Origin of the sequence: Hymenobacter sp. J193 (assembly GCF_024700075.1) — a bacterium.
GTDB lineage: Bacteria > Bacteroidota > Bacteroidia > Cytophagales > Hymenobacteraceae > Hymenobacter.
The window spans coordinates 1777234-1792781 of sequence record NZ_JAJONE010000001.1 but is presented as its reverse complement, the minus strand read 5'-3'; the positions used below and the strand labels follow the sequence as shown (position 1 = coordinate 1792781).

General features: G+C 59.1%; 13 protein-coding genes. 8 read left to right on the top strand and 5 right to left on the bottom strand.

The features are described 5' to 3' along the window. Window positions 1-3: 3 nt before the first annotated feature. Window positions 4-759: a hypothetical protein gene (locus LRS06_RS07720; RefSeq protein WP_257870956.1), complete on the bottom strand. Its 756-nt coding sequence runs from the start codon at window positions 757-759 to the stop codon at window positions 4-6. A 174-nt stretch (window positions 760-933) separates the two neighbouring features. Between LRS06_RS07720 and prmA the strand changes: the two genes are divergently transcribed. From prmA to LRS06_RS07690, 6 genes are all read left to right on the top strand, one after another. Beyond that, window positions 934-1764: a 50S ribosomal protein L11 methyltransferase gene (gene prmA, locus LRS06_RS07715; RefSeq protein WP_257870955.1), complete on the top strand. Its 831-nt coding sequence runs from the start codon at window positions 934-936 to the stop codon at window positions 1762-1764. Between the two features lie 213 nt (window positions 1765-1977). Further along, a complete protein-coding gene (locus tag LRS06_RS07710; protein ID WP_257870954.1) occupies window positions 1978-2850 on the top strand; it encodes a hypothetical protein in 873 nt (290 codons plus the stop codon). Beyond that, window positions 2828-7264 (top strand): hypothetical protein, encoded by a 4437-nt coding sequence (locus tag LRS06_RS07705; protein ID WP_257870953.1) that lies wholly within the window; start codon window positions 2828-2830, stop codon window positions 7262-7264. Before LRS06_RS07710 ends, LRS06_RS07705 begins: the two co-directional genes overlap by 23 nt. 143 nt (window positions 7265-7407) lie before the next feature. Next, the gene (gene plsY, locus LRS06_RS07700; RefSeq protein WP_257870952.1) at window positions 7408-8052 is read left to right on the top strand and encodes a glycerol-3-phosphate 1-O-acyltransferase PlsY; all 645 of its coding nucleotides are present in this window, start codon (window positions 7408-7410) and stop codon (window positions 8050-8052) included. Between the two features lie 27 nt (window positions 8053-8079). Further along, window positions 8080-8523 (top strand): hypothetical protein, encoded by a 444-nt coding sequence (locus LRS06_RS07695; RefSeq protein WP_257870951.1) that lies wholly within the window; start codon window positions 8080-8082, stop codon window positions 8521-8523. A 115-nt stretch (window positions 8524-8638) separates the two neighbouring features. Beyond that, the gene (locus tag LRS06_RS07690) at window positions 8639-10006 is read left to right on the top strand and encodes a dipeptidase (protein WP_257870950.1); all 1368 of its coding nucleotides are present in this window, start codon (window positions 8639-8641) and stop codon (window positions 10004-10006) included. Between the two features lie 79 nt (window positions 10007-10085). Here LRS06_RS07690 and LRS06_RS07685 read toward each other — a convergent pair whose 3' ends face one another. The 4 genes from LRS06_RS07685 to LRS06_RS07670 all read right to left on the bottom strand — a co-directional run bounded on the left by LRS06_RS07685 (window position 10086) and on the right by LRS06_RS07670 (window position 13437). Further along, window positions 10086-10700 (bottom strand): porin family protein, encoded by a 615-nt coding sequence (locus LRS06_RS07685; RefSeq protein ID WP_257870949.1) that lies wholly within the window; start codon window positions 10698-10700, stop codon window positions 10086-10088. Window positions 10701-10896: 196 nt separating this feature from the next. Then, window positions 10897-11565, bottom strand: a complete 669-nt coding sequence (locus tag LRS06_RS07680) for a porin family protein (RefSeq protein ID WP_257870948.1) — start codon at window positions 11563-11565, stop codon at window positions 10897-10899. Between the two features lie 214 nt (window positions 11566-11779). Beyond that, a complete protein-coding gene (locus LRS06_RS07675) occupies window positions 11780-12493 on the bottom strand; it encodes a porin family protein (protein WP_257873393.1) in 714 nt (237 codons plus the stop codon). Between the two features lie 200 nt (window positions 12494-12693). Beyond that, window positions 12694-13437: a porin family protein gene (locus LRS06_RS07670; RefSeq protein WP_257870947.1), complete on the bottom strand. Its 744-nt coding sequence runs from the start codon at window positions 13435-13437 to the stop codon at window positions 12694-12696. Between the two features lie 178 nt (window positions 13438-13615). Here LRS06_RS07670 and LRS06_RS07665 point away from each other — a divergent pair, with 178 nt between their 5' ends. Beyond that, complete coding sequence (locus LRS06_RS07665) at window positions 13616-14737, top strand: acyloxyacyl hydrolase (protein WP_257870946.1); 1122 nt, start codon at window positions 13616-13618, stop codon at window positions 14735-14737. 155 nt (window positions 14738-14892) lie between these two features. Beyond that, entirely contained in the window at window positions 14893-15543 is a 651-nt protein-coding gene (locus LRS06_RS07660; RefSeq protein WP_257870945.1) for a hypothetical protein, read from the top strand. Window positions 15544-15548: the final 5 nt, after the last annotated feature.

The window sequence follows — 15548 nt, the reverse complement described above, 5'->3', positions numbered from 1 at the left end:
GCTTTATCCGTGTCGAAGTTGAGGTAAAGGGCTATGTGCCCTTCGGTATCTAGTTTTTTTTAACTCCTGAGCGGGTATCACCGTGGCTTGCTGAGGCATGGCGGCCCGCTCGGTTACGGTGAGGTTGTAGTTGGCATCACCGCCCAGCGCCGTTACCTGCACCCACACTTCCTTATCCTTTTGCCGGATGACGTAAGCATCGGTTTCGTGGTCGTTGCTGATGCTCCATTTGCCGTGCTTGTACACCTCATCGGAGCCCACCTTATCGATAACTTCCCGCGGCACTTCGCCCGCAAATACCTTCACGCCGCCCAGCCCCGTGACCAGGCTTTCGTAGTTCCGGCGAATCATCAGCTCCGAGGCTTTCTTTTCTCCGCTCTTGGGGTTGAAGAGGCGCTGGGACACTTTTCCTTCCACAGGCACCAGGTTTTTGCCATCATACACGTAGGCCCGCTCGAAGTCGTATTCCTCACTGTTGCTGGTATTCTCTTCGTACGTTTTCAGGCCCGACAGATAGGGAAACGCCCCCAGGTTTTCGGCCGTCACCGGCACGGTGCTGATATCGAAGGTAGCTGCTGGCACTGCTGGTGTCGTTGGTGCCGCGGCGGGCGTTTCGGCAGGGGCCGTGGGTTCGGTGGTGACCGGCGTTTCGGTGGAGGCGGTAGTTGCGGTTGTTTCCGCCTGGTCTTTGCTGCCGCAGGCGGAGAGGGTGGCGGCTAGCAGGCCAGTGAGAGAAAGGTAACGCAGCGTGTTTTTCATACAGCAAGGAAGAGAATAAGAGTTTGAAGGCTCAAATAAAGCCAGATTTATATTAAAATATTATTGTGCAATCCAGGGGCACAGTTGCCAGTTAACAGCAAGCAGGTTTTTTGCCCGAACTTTGTCTGGCCCGGCGCGAGCCGACATCCCGATTTTACCTATCCCCATCTGCACATGGATTTCATTGAACTGCGCGTAAAAGCACCCGGCGAGCTGTCGGATATACTAGTGGCTGAGCTGGCCGAAGTGGGCTTCGACACCTTCGAGGATAACGACGAGGGCTTTTGCGCCTACACCACCGAAGACGTGTTCAACCCCGACGATGTGGCCGAAATCATGAGCCGCTACGAGGGCCTGGGCGAGTTGGAGTACAGCCACCGCACCATCACGCGCCAGAACTGGAACGCCGAGTGGGAGAAGAACTTTCAGCCCCTGGTTATTGCCGATAAAGTCTCTGTGCGGGCCCCATTCCACCCGGCCCGGCCCGATCTGCCCTACGAAATCGTGATTATGCCGCGCATGTCCTTCGGCACCGGCCACCACGATACTACGGCGTTGATGATTGAAAACCAGCTCACCATCGACCACCAGGGCAAGCGGGTGCTGGATATGGGATGCGGCACGGGCATCCTGGCCGTCATGGCCGTGCACCTGGGGGCCGCCTCGGTGCTGGCCGTGGACGTGGAGCCCTGGACGGCCGAAAATGCCGCCGACAACGCCGCCGAAAACCACGTGCAGGACCGCGTAGAAGCCCGCCTGGGCGACGTAACCGCGCTGGAAGGGGAGGCCCCGTTCGATATCATCCTGGCCAACATCAACCGCAACGTGCTGCTGGAAGACATGGGCACCTACGGGCAATACCTGAAAGTGGGCGGCCCCATCCTGTTTTCCGGCTTTTATGAAGAAGACCTGCCCCTGATCCGCACGGCGGCCGAGCAGGCCGGCTTCACCTACGAATCGATGCGAACCAGCAACCACTGGGTGTCGGCCGTTTTCCGGAAATAGGCTGGACCGTAGCTGCTGGTTGCCGCCCGCCCGGATAGTACAAAACCGGGGGTAACTACGGGCACTATTGCGCGTCTGGTTAGCGTTAGGCAGCGCAAGAACCTGCCTGCCACGGTGCTGCTGCCCCGAAACGGGCAATAGCAGACCGACGCGCAAATGCGGTGAATTTTAGCGAAATTGGAGACGAATAAGTTTGTTCTGACGGTAGTGAGTATGAAGCAAGTAGTAATTGGTTGGCTGTGGGCGGCGCTGCTGCTCGTATCGGTAGGGGCCTGGGCGCAGCAGCCGGCGGCTCCGGCCACGGCTCCCGCGGCCCCGCGCACCCAGCCCGGCAAGCTGTCAACCGACCCGGCCCAGTACATTGTGGACGTGCAGGCCATGATGGCCTCAACCAAAAACCCGGCGGCCATTGCCAGCGCCGCCGCCCTGCAAACGCTCTGGGCCAGCAACAAGCTCACGGCCTCGCAGCAGCGCCTGATTGTGGATATTTCGCAGCGGCTGCTGGCCAAGCGCTTTAAGCCCCGGCCTCACTTCGAAACGTTCTTCAACGTGATTCTGGCCGGCTCAACCAAGCAGAATCTGAGCGACCAGCAGATGGACGGGCTGTTATCGACCATCAGCACCACCCTTGACCGGGAGCAGGTACGCGACACGGAAAGGTTCATGACCATGGCCGCGCAGTTTCTGCAATCCAACCGCCTGTACTATTCCCGCTACAACCGCGTGCAGCTGGTGCGCGGTACTTTTTCCTTTGCCTACAACCAGAGCGACCAGTCGCTGGAGCCGGCCGCAGCGCCCGAGCCTACGCCCACGGCCTCGGAGCCGGTGCGCACGGGGGCGCCCATCAAAACCACCAAGCCCGCCGCCAAGCCGGCCAAAAAGAAAAGCTCGGATGGCTGGGATACGGTTTCGGACTGGGGCACCAACGACGGGTGGAGCTCATCGTCGAATGATGGGTGGAGCACGTCGGCTAAAAAAGCCTGCGCCCGCCAAAACGACCTCGAAAACTGCCGGCACCAAAGCCGCGGCAGCCCCGGTAAAAGAGCCCGAACCCGAGCCGACGATGGCTGCCCCCGGATACTATGACGACTACATGGCCCCGACCACCCGCGGCCCGGTTATCGTGCTCAAGGACGTGGACCTGCTGATCGGCAGCTTTGGGGCCGACTCGGCCGTCATCACCAAAACCACGGGCTACGTGGTGCCGCTCACCAACCGCTTTGTGGGCTACGGCGGCCAATACGCCTGGCAGGTGAAGGCAAACCCCGCCACCGCTGACCTCACCCACTTCGACTTTGACATGGGCAAGCCGGAGTTCAAGGCCGAGCCCGTGACCCTGACGTACCCCACCGTGCTGGAAAGCCCGGTGCGCGGGGCGCTGTCGTTTAAGAGCTTCAAGAAGAAGCCAGGCAGCACCGACACCTCGTACCCGCGCTTTATCTCCCTCACCAACGATGCCCGCGTCAAGAACATCGGCGACAACATCAAGTACGTGGGGGGCTTCGCCCTGAACGGGCAGCGCACTTTCAGCGCCAGCCTCGACGGGTCGCTGTCGAGCATCAGCGTGCAGTCGAACGGCCAAACCAAGTTCAAGGCCTCGGCCCGCGCCTACGAGCTGGGCGACACGCTGCTGTCTTCAAGCCGGGCGGCCGTATCCATCTACGAAGACAAGCTGGACTCCGTGTATCACCCCGGCGTGAAGCTCAAGTTCTCGAAGGCCCGGCAGGTGCTGCAGCTGGCCCGCGAAGAAGGCCTCTACAAAACCACGCCCTACTACGACTCCTACCATCAGATGGAAATTACGACGGAGCTGCTCACCTGGCCCATCAATACCCCGCTGATGAACTTCTCGATGCTGACGGCCAAAAACCAGGTGGCCGCCAAGTTTGAGTCGCGGGAGTTCTACACCAATACGCGCTACCAGCAGGTGAAAAGCATCAACCGTATGCACCCGCTGCAGATGGTGGTGAGCTACAGCAAGACGCACTCCAATGCGAAGACGTTTACCATCAGCCAGCTGGTGCAGGAGTACGGCCTGAGCGAACCGAACGTGCGCTCCGCTGTGTCGGGCCTCGCGCGCGACGGGTACGTGCGCCTGAATCCGGACGGCAACAGCCTGACGGTGCTGCCCAAGGCCTCGCACTACGTAAACTCGGCACAGGGCAAGAAAGACTACGACCACATTGCCATCAAATCGGTGGCGCCGGGCGGGCGCAACGCCGTGCTCAACCTCGACAATAAAGTGCTGACGGTGCGCGGCGTGGACCGCTTCAACTTCTCCGACGACTCGGTGGCCGTGTATGTGCAGCCCGACAGCAGCGTGGTACGCATCCTCAAAAACCGCAACATCGAGTTCAACGGTACGCTGGTGGCCTCAGCCTTCGTGTTCAAGGGCCGGGAGTTCCGCTTCGACTACGACGGGTTCTTCGTGGATCTGGTAAAGATTGACTCCATCATCGTGAAGGGCAAAAACTCGAAAGGCACCTCCATCAAGGCCCGCAAGGACGTGGAATGGGCCCTGACCAACAAGAGCAAGAACTCGGCGGGCAAGCTCTACATCAACCACCCCAAAAACAAGTCGGGCCGCAAGAAAATCGGTTCCTACCCGTCGTTTGATGCTACCACCGGGGCTTACGTATTCTTCAACAAGCCCGAGGTGCTCGGCGGCGCCTACGATACCACCGTGTATTTCGATATTCCGCCGTTCCGCATCGACTCCCTGAACAACAAGAACCGCTCAGCGGTAGGCTTCAAAGGCAAGTTTGTGACGGGTGACATCATGCCGGCCTTCGCCACCAAGCTCACGATGCAGGACGACGGCTCCCTGGGCTTCGTGTACCAGCTGCCCAAGGAGGGCTTCCCGCTTTACGGCAACAAAGGCCGCCTGTATAATACCGTGAAGATGAGCAACCGCGGTATCCAGGGCGTGGGCGAAATAAAGTACCTGGCTGCCACGCTCCAGAGCAAGCAGTTTATCTTCTACAAGGACTCGGTGGTGACGGTGGGCACTACGGCCTCTTTGGTCGAGGGCCCGTACAAAGGGGCCGAATACCCGAAGGTGGATCTGCTGCCGGGCTACCAGATGAAGTGGGCTGTACGCCAGGACTCTATGTACTGGAGCACGGCTAAATCGGGGCAGGATATGCGCTTCTACGGCGGGGCCTTCTCGTACCGGGGCGAGGCCGTGCTGACGCCCACCGGCCTCTACGGCAACGGCCGCATCGAGGGGCCCCAGTCCTTGGTTCGCTCGCGCAGCTTCACGTTCCTGCAGCACCACTACAAGGGCAATGGCGCCACGCTCAGCATCAAATCCAGCGAGGTAAACAAGCCGGCCGTGCAGGCCACCGACGTGGCTATCGACTACGACATCAAGCAGGGCTTTGCCGACTTCTCGCCCGAGAAAACCGGCTCGGCCAACGTAGAGCTGCCCTACACCCAGTACCGCACGTCGCTGAGCGGCGGCAAGTGGGACTTCAAGAAAAAGACGGTGGTGTTCCGGGTATCACCCGGTGCGGATTCCACGCGCTCCTACTTCTACTCCACCCGGCCCGACCAGCACGGCCTCAAGTTTCAGGCTTCCAGCGGGGTCTACGACCTGAAGCAGTATACCTTGCTGGCCGGTGGCGTGCCGCGCATTTCCTCGGCTGATGCCTGGATTGAGCCCGACTCCAACAAAGTGTACGTGGCTGCCAGCGCCGATATGCGCGCCTTCCGCAACGCCCGCGTAACGATGGACACGCTGCAGAAATACCACGCGCTCTACCAGGGCGAGGTGGACGTGCAGTCGCGCCTGGCCTTTACCGGCAGCGCGCTCTATAGCTACAAAAATGCCGCCGCCGACTCGTTTGCCCTGAAGTTTGCCAACTTCCGCATTGACTCCACGCAGGGGCTGGCGGGCCTCACGGCCAGCACCGGCAAAGGACTGGGCGCCCGCCTGATGGGCCGCAACGGCGACAACAAAGCCGGGCCGGTGACGCTGGCTACGGCCTCCATCAAGGCGGAGGATAAGTTTCATCTGGCCCCGCGCATTGCCTACCGGGGCAGCGCCATTATGAACTCCAAGAAAAAGCGCTTTGCCTTCGATGGGCAGTCGAAGCTGGAGTTTGTGAAAAGCCCCAACGCGTCCACCTGGTTTGCCGTGCAGGACTCCATCGACCCCAAACGAATTCAGCTGCGGGTACAGGATCCGAAGGCGGAAGATGGCTCACCGCTGTTTACGGGGCTGTTTCTGTCGGAAAGCAATAAGGTGTACCCGCTGTTTGTGGGGCAGAAGCCCAGCGTGACGGACCTGAACGTGTTTCAGGTGGATGGCACCCTGAGCTTTGATGCGGCCAAGCGCACCTTCCGTATGGGCCGCCAGGAAGAAAGCCCCGACGTGTACGAAGGCAGCGTGATGACCTTCAACGACTCAACCACCACCATGACGTTCCGGGGGAAGGTGGAGCTGATCAACTCCAACAAGGACTACACCCTGGAGGCATCGGCCATCGGCTTTGGCAAGCCCGACAGCAGCCGCTATACCATGGACACGTTCATGGCCCTCGACATCAACCTGCCCGAAAAAGCCATTATAGCCATGGGCGAGGACATGGGCCGCTACGCCAAAGGCCTGCCCGAGGCCATGACCGGTACCCGCGAGGAGTACCTGAAGCTGGGCGAGTTTGTGGGCAGCAAGGCTGTGCAGCAGTACCAGAACCGCAAAGGCGGCTACTCGCCCCTGCAGAAACTCTCGCCCAAGCTGCTGCGCACCATCGTGCTCAACCGGGTAAAGCTGACATGGTCCGAAAAGCAGCGGGCCTGGTACTCCACCGGCAAGATTGGCCTGGTCAGCATCTACAAGAAGGACATCAACGCGGAAATCGACGGCTTCATCGAAATCAAGAAGGAGTCGACGGGCGACGTGGTGGAAATGTACCTTGAGGCCGAGCCCCAGACCTGGTACTACATCAAGTACTCCAACAACACGGTGCTCACCAAGGCCCAGCACGGCTCCTACGACGAAATCGTGGGCTTCAAAGCCAAAGGTGACTACAACACGGCCACGGAGTACGGCTTCTTCCTAGGCGACGACCAGGAGGTGCAGTCCTTCCTCAACCGCTTCCGCAAAACCTATCTGGGCCTCACGGGCAAGGACGCGGCCAAGAAAATCGTGACCACCCAGCCGGAGCCGGAGCCTGATGCCACCGAGGAAACGGGCAAGAAAAAGAAAAAGAAAGGCTCCGAGTTCGACGTAGTCACCGAGCCCGCCGCCGATGCCCCCATTGACGATGCGCCGGTAGACCGCAAAAAGAAAAAGAAAAAGGACGAAGCCACCGAAGAGCCGGCCGCCACGCCCACCGATGCCGCTCCGGCCGAGGATACCGGCAAAAAGAAAAAGAAGAAAGACGAGCCGGTCGTTACCGAGCCCACCGTAGACACGCCCACGACCCCGACCGAGGATACCAGCAAAAAGAAAAAGAAGAAAAAGGAATCTGCCGACGACCCCTTCGGCGAGCAGTAAGCTCCTTTGGCGATAGGAAAGCCCCCGCTGGTTCTGCTGGCGGGGGCTTTTTGCGCCTGTACCTTCCTATTGCCGAAAACCGTAGGAAGGCCACCAATGCGGTTCCGCTATCTTTGACCTCCTCCCTCCCCGTTCCTCCGCGTATGCATCTGCTTCTGATTCTGGGCGCCCTGCTGGCCGCTTACCTGCTTGGCTCCATTCCCACGGCCCTGTGGGTGGGCCGCCGCTTCTACGGCCTCGATGTGCGCGAGCATGGCTCCGGCAACGCCGGCGCCACCAATACCTTCCGGGTGCTGGGCAAAAAGCCCGGCTCCTTTGTGCTGGTGGTAGATGCGCTTAAGGGCTTCGTGGCGGCCTACGTGCTGCCGGTCTGGCTGGTAAGCCAGGGCGCTATTGCGCCCGAGCACGAGGTGTACTACCGCTTGGCCTGCGGCGTACTGGCCGTGGTAGGGCACATCTACCCGGTGTTTGCGCAGTTTCGCGGGGGCAAGGGCGTGGCTACCATCCTGGGCATGATGCTGGGCGTAGCTCCGGCCACGGTGGGCGTGTGCCTGCTCATCTTTCTGGCGGTGCTGCTCACCACGCGCTACGTGTCTCTGAGCAGCATGACGGCCGGCGTGAGCTTTGCCCTGTTGCAGCTGCTGCCCCAGTTCCGGCCCCCGCAGCCTTTCCTCATTGGAGTGGGCTTCGTGCTGGCAGCTTTGCTCATCTATACCCACCGCGCCAACATCGGCCGCCTGCGCGCCGGCACCGAAAGCCGCGTGCCCATGCCCTGGGATAAGAAGTAAATCATATAACCAACAAGGCTGCTACTGATGAATCAAATTCTACGACGCATCGGTGCTGTTACGCTGTTTGCAGCAGTTTGCCAGCCCGCGTATGCGTTGGGAGATTTTATTATTCCTCAAACTTTCGGGTTAATCGTTGGCCTTCCATTAGCAATTGGCTTGTTCTGGCTTGTTCTCCTTGCAACGCTACAAGGTCAGGAAACGACAAAGTTGCAGGTAGGTCGTTTACTGTTGGTTGGCCTATTGACTACGATATTCAATATCATCTATATAGGGTTAATCTGGGTATTTGACTCTGCAACATGGAGCTTTTTAGAAGTACCCAACAAAACCAAACAGGGTGCCATTTATTTACTACCAACCGCAATACTTATAATACTGGCTGTGATACGCAGATGGCCATATCGGGCTTTAGTAATAGCCGTAAGCTGCCTTCTGGTGTGGATAGGGTATTTGACGATGAATGGTTAAGTGGTGATACCAACGACCAGAAAAATGGTCTTGGAGTACTCTTAGCTCTATGAGCTCCGTATTAAGCCCTACCATTTCCTTCCCTACTTTTGCGCCCATCCCAAACTTCCCGCCTATGTCCACCTACATTGAACAACACCAGGAGCGGTTTCTGAGCGAGCTGCTGGAGTGGCTTCGTATTCCGTCCGTTTCGGCCGACCCCAAGTTTCACCAAGATGTGCTGCGGGCCGCCGACTACCTGAAAATGCGTCTGGAAGAGGCCGGCCTCGAAAACGTGGAGCTGTGCCCCACGGCCGGCAACCCCATCGTATACGGCGAAAAGCTCATCGACCCCAGCCTGCCCACCGTCCTCGTCTACGGCCACTACGACGTGCAGCCCGCCGACCCCTACGAGCTCTGGGATTCGCCGCCCTTCGAGCCCGTTATCAAGAACGAGAAGATTTACGCCCGCGGCGCCTGCGACGACAAAGGTCAGGTGTACATGCACGTGAAAGCCTTCGAGCTGATGCAGCGCAGCCAGGGCGGCGTACCCTGCAATGTGAAGATCATGATTGAGGGCGAGGAGGAAGTGGGCTCCAACAACCTGGCCCTGTTCGTGCGCGCCAACAAGGAAAAGCTGAAGGCCGATGTCATCCTGATTTCCGATACCGGCATCCTCAGCAACGACCAGCCCAGCATCGAAGTAGGCCTGCGGGGCCTCAGCTACCACGAAGTAGAAGTGACGGGCCCCAACCGCGACCTGCACTCCGGACTCTACGGCGGGGCCGTGCCCAACCCCATCAACATCCTCTGCAAGATGATAGCCTCCCTGCACGATGAAAACAACGACATCACCATCCCCGGTTTCTACGACAACGTGGCCGTGCTCAGCGCCGAGGAGCGTGCCGAGCTGAACCGCGTGCCGCACTCCGACGATGAGTTCAAGCAAAGCATCGGCCTGAAGGACATCTACGGCGAGGAAGGATACACCACCGTGGAGCGCATCGGCATCCGGCCTACGCTGGACGTAAACGGCATCTGGGGCGGCTACACCGGCGAAGGCGCCAAAACGGTTATTGCCTCCAAGGCCTACGCCAAGATTTCCATGCGCCTGGTGCCCCACCAAACCTCCGACGAAATCACCCAACTGTTTCAGCAGCACTTTGAGCGCATTGCCCCGCCCAGCGTCACGGTGAAAGTAACGCCGCACCATGGCGGTGAGCCGGTGGTTACGCCTACCGATTCGGTGGCTTACCGGGCGGCGGCCAGGGCCCTCGAAACTACCTTCGGCAAAAAGCCCATTCCAACCCGGGGCGGGGGCTCAATCCCCATCGTGGCTATGTTCAAGACGGAGCTGGGCCTGGATTCCGTGCTGCTGGGCTTCGGGCTGGACTCCGATGCCATCCACTCGCCCAACGAGCATTACGGGGTATTCAACTTCCTGAAGGGCATTGAGACGATTCCGCACTTCTTCCAGAACTACGTAGCCGCCAGCCGGGGCTAAGGCTGCTCAGCTAAATATAATGGCCTTTCCCATCTAGGGGAGGGCCATTGTATTGGTGGATTATCTAATCCAGTCAGACTTACTTTCCTGCCGTAGAAGTTGCCATGGGTAAGGCACTGAATAGGTAGCTAAGGTGCCCCTGCACGGCCATGTTCTTCTCTCCACTGTAAGGTGCCATATCACTGATGCCACCATTATAGCGCAGTCCAAAACCCAATCCTCCCTTGGCTCGGTACGCTGCTCCTACTATAAAGCCTGCTTGAAATACCCCTAAGCCACTCGTGGTAGTATAGTCCTTGTAGCTGCCATTAGGGTAAGTCACCTTTGTCCGCTGGGCTACCAGAAATCCGAATTGTGGGCCTGCTTCCAGCTCCAGATGGTTGATCCGATACTGCAGCAACACGGGTAATTCGAGATAGTGCAGGCGCTGCCGTGCGGCTATTCCATTATCTAAAGCCTTGGCGCCTTTGCCCGAATACAGCAATTCGGCTTGCAGCACAAGAATTGCAAGGGAGTTAAAGGAAGATGTAGTGGTAATACCCACAGTGCCACCTGGTAGTAGCTGTGAGCCACCGGATCCAGGGCCTGTATAGGTGCTCAGGTGAAAGCCACCACGCATGCCTACCACGGTTTGCTGGGCACGCGCAATAATAGTAAAGCCGGTAAGCAATAGCAGCAGGAATATGTGTTTCATATCTGGATACTGTGGAAAGATAGTACCAGCCAAAAGCGCTGGTACTGTAAGTAGTGACGCTTAAGTAAGAACAGAGGCGGCTTGCCCGACCAAATATACTGAGCTGCCTGCTGTCAAGTACTTATAGCAACTTCTGAATAGATAAAAAGTCCGGTTCCCTGCCAGGGAACCGGACTTGCTTGTTGCTCAGTGAGGCTTATTTGCTAGGAATGAGGTAACCGATAGAGGCCTGAAACACGGAGTTACGGGCATTGCGCACATCAGCGTCGCCCGTGTAGCCGTCCTTGGCGAAATCAGTGAAGGAGCCGTTATAGCGAATACCTACCAGAAAACCCGCCGTTGATTGGTAGCCCAACCCGGCCGCATACCCGATTTCGCTGCGGTTTACGTCATCGAGGTCCTCAGTACCGGAATACTTGGCGTAGGAAAGGCCGCCGTTAAAGCTACGCTCCGTCTCGTCTTTCACCTTCAGCAGGTAGCTGTACTGCGGGCCGGCTTCGAAGAAAAACCCATCGGCGTTGATTTTGACCAGCACCGGCACATCAATATAGTTGTAGGTGCGGCTGCCTTGGTATTTTACAATACCGAACAGTTCACTTTCATCAAACTTGAAGCCCTTCTGCGAGTACAGAACCTCGGGCTGAATCGAAAGAAAGCCGTCGTCGGTGAAGCTGATGTTGGCCATGATGCCGCCGTGGGCGCCCCACTTGTTCTGGAAGCGGTTTTCGTTGACCAGGTCGCCGGAGAGGTTGGAGTAGTTGGCGCCCCCTTTGAAGCCGAGGCGGATACCCTGAGCGTGCGCGGAGGAAGAAGCCAAAGCGCCGGCTACCAGGGCAGCGGCCACGAGCAAAGAAGTCTTTTTCATGGGTGCAATGAAGTTAGGTGAGAGAAATTGCACAGATGGGGAACTCAAAACGAAAAGCGTGCCAGCCTATTGCCGAACTAAGCTGCCCGGACAGGCAACCGGCGTAGCTGCTTTGGCTATCGGCCAGCGTATCAATGCCGTTGCACGCCAAAAAAGTCCGGCTGCCACTGGCAGCCGGACTTTTAAACAGAGGTTTGGAAACCTGCCACGCGGGTTAGTTGCCGCCGATGAGGTAACCTACCTGCAGGGTGAAAGCATTGTTGAACACTTTCGGCTCGTTGTCGGAGTCTTTGCTGTCGATAAGCGAGTTGAAGCCCCGGGCGTAGCGCAAGCCCAGGCTCACGCCGCTTTCGGTCTGGTAGCCCAGGCCGGCTACGGCGCTGATGTCTATATTCGACAGGTCGCCCTTGTACTTTTCTTTGCGGATACCGCCGAGGTAATCCACGAACTCAGACCGGTCTTCGGTCTTGTCCTTATCGCCGTTGGTGTATTTGGTTGTTGTCTGCGTTTTGGTGCGCGAGCCGAACAGGTAACTTACCTGCGGGCCGGCCTCAAAGAAGAATCCATCGGCATTAATGCGGGCCATGATGGGCAGGTCGATGTAGTGCAGCACGCGCTGCTGCTCTATCTCATACTTCTCTACTCCGAGGGGCAGACCATCTTTCTGGTCGGCGGTGATTTCGTAGCCTTTGCGGTTGTAAAGCAGCTCCGGTGCAATAGAGAAGAATCCGTCACTGCTGACGGGCAGGTTGAAGGTCAGGCCGGCGTTGTAGCCCAGCTTGTAGGAGCCTAGGCTGGTATCGTAGCCGGAGCCGGTGAACTGCTTCACGTCGTCGCCCGAGACATTGGAGTAGGTACCACCGGCTTTCAGCCCCACGCGAAATCCGCTGGGACCCTGGGCATAGGCAGAGGAAGCTGGAAAGAGCAGCTGCCGACAGCAGCGAAAGAGCGAGAAGGGGAGTCTTTTTCATGGTGCAACAAAGGGGTTAGTGAAACATTGCACAGGCCGCGCCACATGGTGCGTTCTTGGGGCCTTAAACGGCCTGTTTCAGAAAAATGCTGTACTCGCGCCAAAAAAATGAGCAGACCGCAGGGCCTGCTCACAGGAAAAAGCCGGTAAGCGCTTGACTACTTGCCCAGTTGAAGCAGGTAGCCGAACTGTACGATAATGGCGTCGTTGTTGGTGATAGGCTTGCCCGGCAGGGCCTCCCGCTCCAGCACCGTCTTGAAGCCGCGGCTGTAGCGCAGCCCCGCCGTGAACCCGCTGCGGTGCTGAAATCCGATGCCGCCGATGGCCCCAAAATCGAAGTCCTGCACGTCGCTGGTGATGGAGGCAGAGGTTTCGGAAGTGGCCTGATCACGGCCGTCGGCAAAGGTGCTGGTGGTTTCGGTGGTGCTTTCGCTGCCCATCAGGTACGACACCTGGGGCCCCAGCTCAAAGTACAGCCCGCCGTTGGTATTCACCCGGAAAGCCAGCGGCAGCTCCAGGTAGTTGAGCTTGCGCTTGGTCAGCAATACCCGCTGCGTTTCCCCGGACTCCAGGCCCGTCGTGCCAATGAAGGTATTGGTGATGCGGTAACCCTTGCGGCTAAAGCTCAGCTCAGGCGCGATGGTAAACACGCCGCTGCTGGTAAGCGGGATAGTGCTGGCCAGGCTCACGAAGAAATCGGGGCGGCGCCCATCCGTACGGGTGCGGTAGTCGGTGCCGCCCAGCTGGTCTACATCATCGCCGGTAAGGCGGCTCAGGACCAGGCCGGTTTTCAGGCCGAGGCGGGGCTTGCCGGCGTTTTGGGCGGAAGCGGCTACGGGCAGCAAAAGCAAAGCCGCGGCGGCTACTCGCGCCACGGGGCGGAAAAAGTCAGAAATCAGCATAGACAGTACAAACAGACGCGGCTACGTTTTTTGGCCAGGTGGGCCGCCGCGCCATGCGGCCACAATGTTACGGCAAAGCGCGGAGTTGCGCGGCGCCGGCTTGCCGGAAGAGCCATTTTGCGGAAGGGAAGTTGCACCCCCAGCACTACCAGCGCAATTCTGCTGTATTTTGGCCGCTATGATACCTGACGCCGCGCGCCGCTACACGAGGATATTGCTGGGGCTGTGCCTGTTGCTGCCGCGCCTGGCCGCCGCGCAGCAAGGCGAAACCGGACCGGCGCAGGCCGTAGTGGTAGGTGCGTATGCGCAGGGCGCCTTTATCATTGCCCACACCCCGCGCGTGCGCCACCTGGTGCGGGCGCACCCCACGGGGCTGGAACTGAACTTCCAGCGCCAGACCCGGGGCGAGCAGCCCTGGCACGCCTGGCACCGCTACCCGCGCGTGGGCCTAGCCCTGCTGTACTACGACTACCACAATGCCACGCTGGGCCGCAGCTACGGGGCCGGCGTGTACCTGAGCAAGCCGCTGTGGCGCACGGCCCGGCAAGAGCTGAATTTTCGGCTGGGCGGCGGCCTGGGCTGGTTCAGCCAGGCGTTTGACCAGGCCACCAACCACAAAAATACCTTCGTCAGCTCCCGCCTGAACGCGCTGATCCTGGCGCGCGTGGAATATGATGTGGCCTTGTCGGACCACCTGGGGCTGCTGGCCGGGCTGGGGCTGAACCACTACTCCAACGGGGCCACCACCAAGCCCAACCTGGGCATCAACATGCCTACGCTGGTACTGGGACTGAACATGCACACGCAGCGCCCGTTCCGCCCCCTCGACCAGCCACCCGCGCCCGAGCCCGCCGACGTGGGGTACTTTTTCCTGAACCTGAGCTCGAGCCTGGGCTACAAGCAGCGCAACGAAACCGATACGCGCAAGTACCTGGTAAATTCGGTGACGGTAGCTGGTGGGCGGCGCATGAACCGCAAAAGCAACCTGCTGCTGGGCCTGGAGGGCTTCTACGACCGGTCGCTCCGGGCCGAGCTACGCGACACGGCCGATACCAGCCGCCCGCTGCCCGACGTGAAAAAGGCCGGCGTGTTTCTGGGCCACGAGCTGCTGTTCGGGCGGCTGGCTTTCGTCACGCACCTGGGCTTCTACGTGTACAATCCGTACAAATCCAACAAGTTCTACTACGAGCGAATCGGACTGAAATACCACCTTACCGACCACCTGTTCGGCGCCCTCGACCTGAAAGTGCACCGCGGTGCCGCCGATGTGCTGGAGTTCAAGCTAGGCGCGAAGCTGTGAATGGGTTTTGGCTGTAAGAAGGGTGAAGAAGGAGCAGAGCTCAGCGGCCGAAAACTGAAGCTGAGTTGCCCGAAATGACACTTCGGCGTAAAAAAGTGGTGGCGCACCGGCTATGATGCTTCCTTTGGGCAGGCAACCCTTCAGCCACTTACCAAATGGAAACCTTCCTGCTCCTGAACCGCTGGCTGCACATTGCGGCGGGCTTTACCGGCTTTTTTGTGGCGCCCGTGGCCCTGATAGTCCGCAAGGGCGGGCCGGCGCACCGGCTCTGGGGCAAGGTGTTTTTCTGGGCCATGCTGGTAGCCGGTGGTACTGCTATAGTGTCAGCCAGCCTCAAGGGTCTGACGTTTCTGCTGCTCACGGGCATCTTTAGTCTGTACCTGGCGCAGTTCGGCTACCGGTCGTTGCGCCACAAGCGCATGGGTGCGGGTCAGGGCCCGGCTCTATACGATTGGGTGAGTGTGCTGGTGGGCTTGCTCATTTTCCTTGGTACGCTGGCCTATGGCCTGTTCAGCCGGCCTTTCAACCCGGTGCTTGTTGTATTTGGCGGTATTGGCCTGATGACGACAGTGCGGCAGCTGCGCGGGTTTTGGCGGCCGGGTCCCTGGCCAGCCGGGCAGTGGCTGCGCAACCATATTTCGGGCTTCGTGGGTTCCTATATTGCCGCCGTGTCGGCGTTTTCGGTTACCAGCCTCAAGTTCATTGTATTTCCGCTCAACTTTCTCTGGCCTACCCTGGTGCTGGTACCTCTGCTGATCTGGTTTCAGCGCCGCCACGCCCCGAAAGGTGAAGCCGTGAAATTGTGACGGGG

What these genes read in the sequence shown, in the direction of transcription:
- LRS06_RS07670 (WP_257870947.1), bottom strand. Translation starts at nt 13,437, where the DNA reads ATGCTGATTTCTGACTTTTTCCGCCCCGTGGCGCGAGTAGCCGCCGCG.
- prmA (WP_257870955.1), top strand. Translation starts at nt 934, where the DNA reads ATGGATTTCATTGAACTGCGCGTAAAAGCACCCGGCGAGCTGTCGGAT.
- plsY (WP_257870952.1), top strand. Translation starts at nt 7,408, where the DNA reads ATGCATCTGCTTCTGATTCTGGGCGCCCTGCTGGCCGCTTACCTGCTT.
- LRS06_RS07710 (WP_257870954.1), top strand. Translation starts at nt 1,978, where the DNA reads ATGAAGCAAGTAGTAATTGGTTGGCTGTGGGCGGCGCTGCTGCTCGTA.
- LRS06_RS07720 (WP_257870956.1), bottom strand. Translation starts at nt 759, where the DNA reads ATGAAAAACACGCTGCGTTACCTTTCTCTCACTGGCCTGCTAGCCGCC.
- LRS06_RS07695 (WP_257870951.1), top strand. Translation starts at nt 8,080, where the DNA reads ATGAATCAAATTCTACGACGCATCGGTGCTGTTACGCTGTTTGCAGCA.
- LRS06_RS07665 (WP_257870946.1), top strand. Translation starts at nt 13,616, where the DNA reads ATGATACCTGACGCCGCGCGCCGCTACACGAGGATATTGCTGGGGCTG.
- LRS06_RS07680 (WP_257870948.1), bottom strand. Translation starts at nt 11,565, where the DNA reads ATGAAAAAGACTTCTTTGCTCGTGGCCGCTGCCCTGGTAGCCGGCGCT.
- LRS06_RS07660 (WP_257870945.1), top strand. Translation starts at nt 14,893, where the DNA reads ATGGAAACCTTCCTGCTCCTGAACCGCTGGCTGCACATTGCGGCGGGC.
- LRS06_RS07705 (WP_257870953.1), top strand. Translation starts at nt 2,828, where the DNA reads ATGGCTGCCCCCGGATACTATGACGACTACATGGCCCCGACCACCCGC.
- LRS06_RS07690 (WP_257870950.1), top strand. Translation starts at nt 8,639, where the DNA reads ATGTCCACCTACATTGAACAACACCAGGAGCGGTTTCTGAGCGAGCTG.
- LRS06_RS07685 (WP_257870949.1), bottom strand. Translation starts at nt 10,700, where the DNA reads ATGAAACACATATTCCTGCTGCTATTGCTTACCGGCTTTACTATTATT.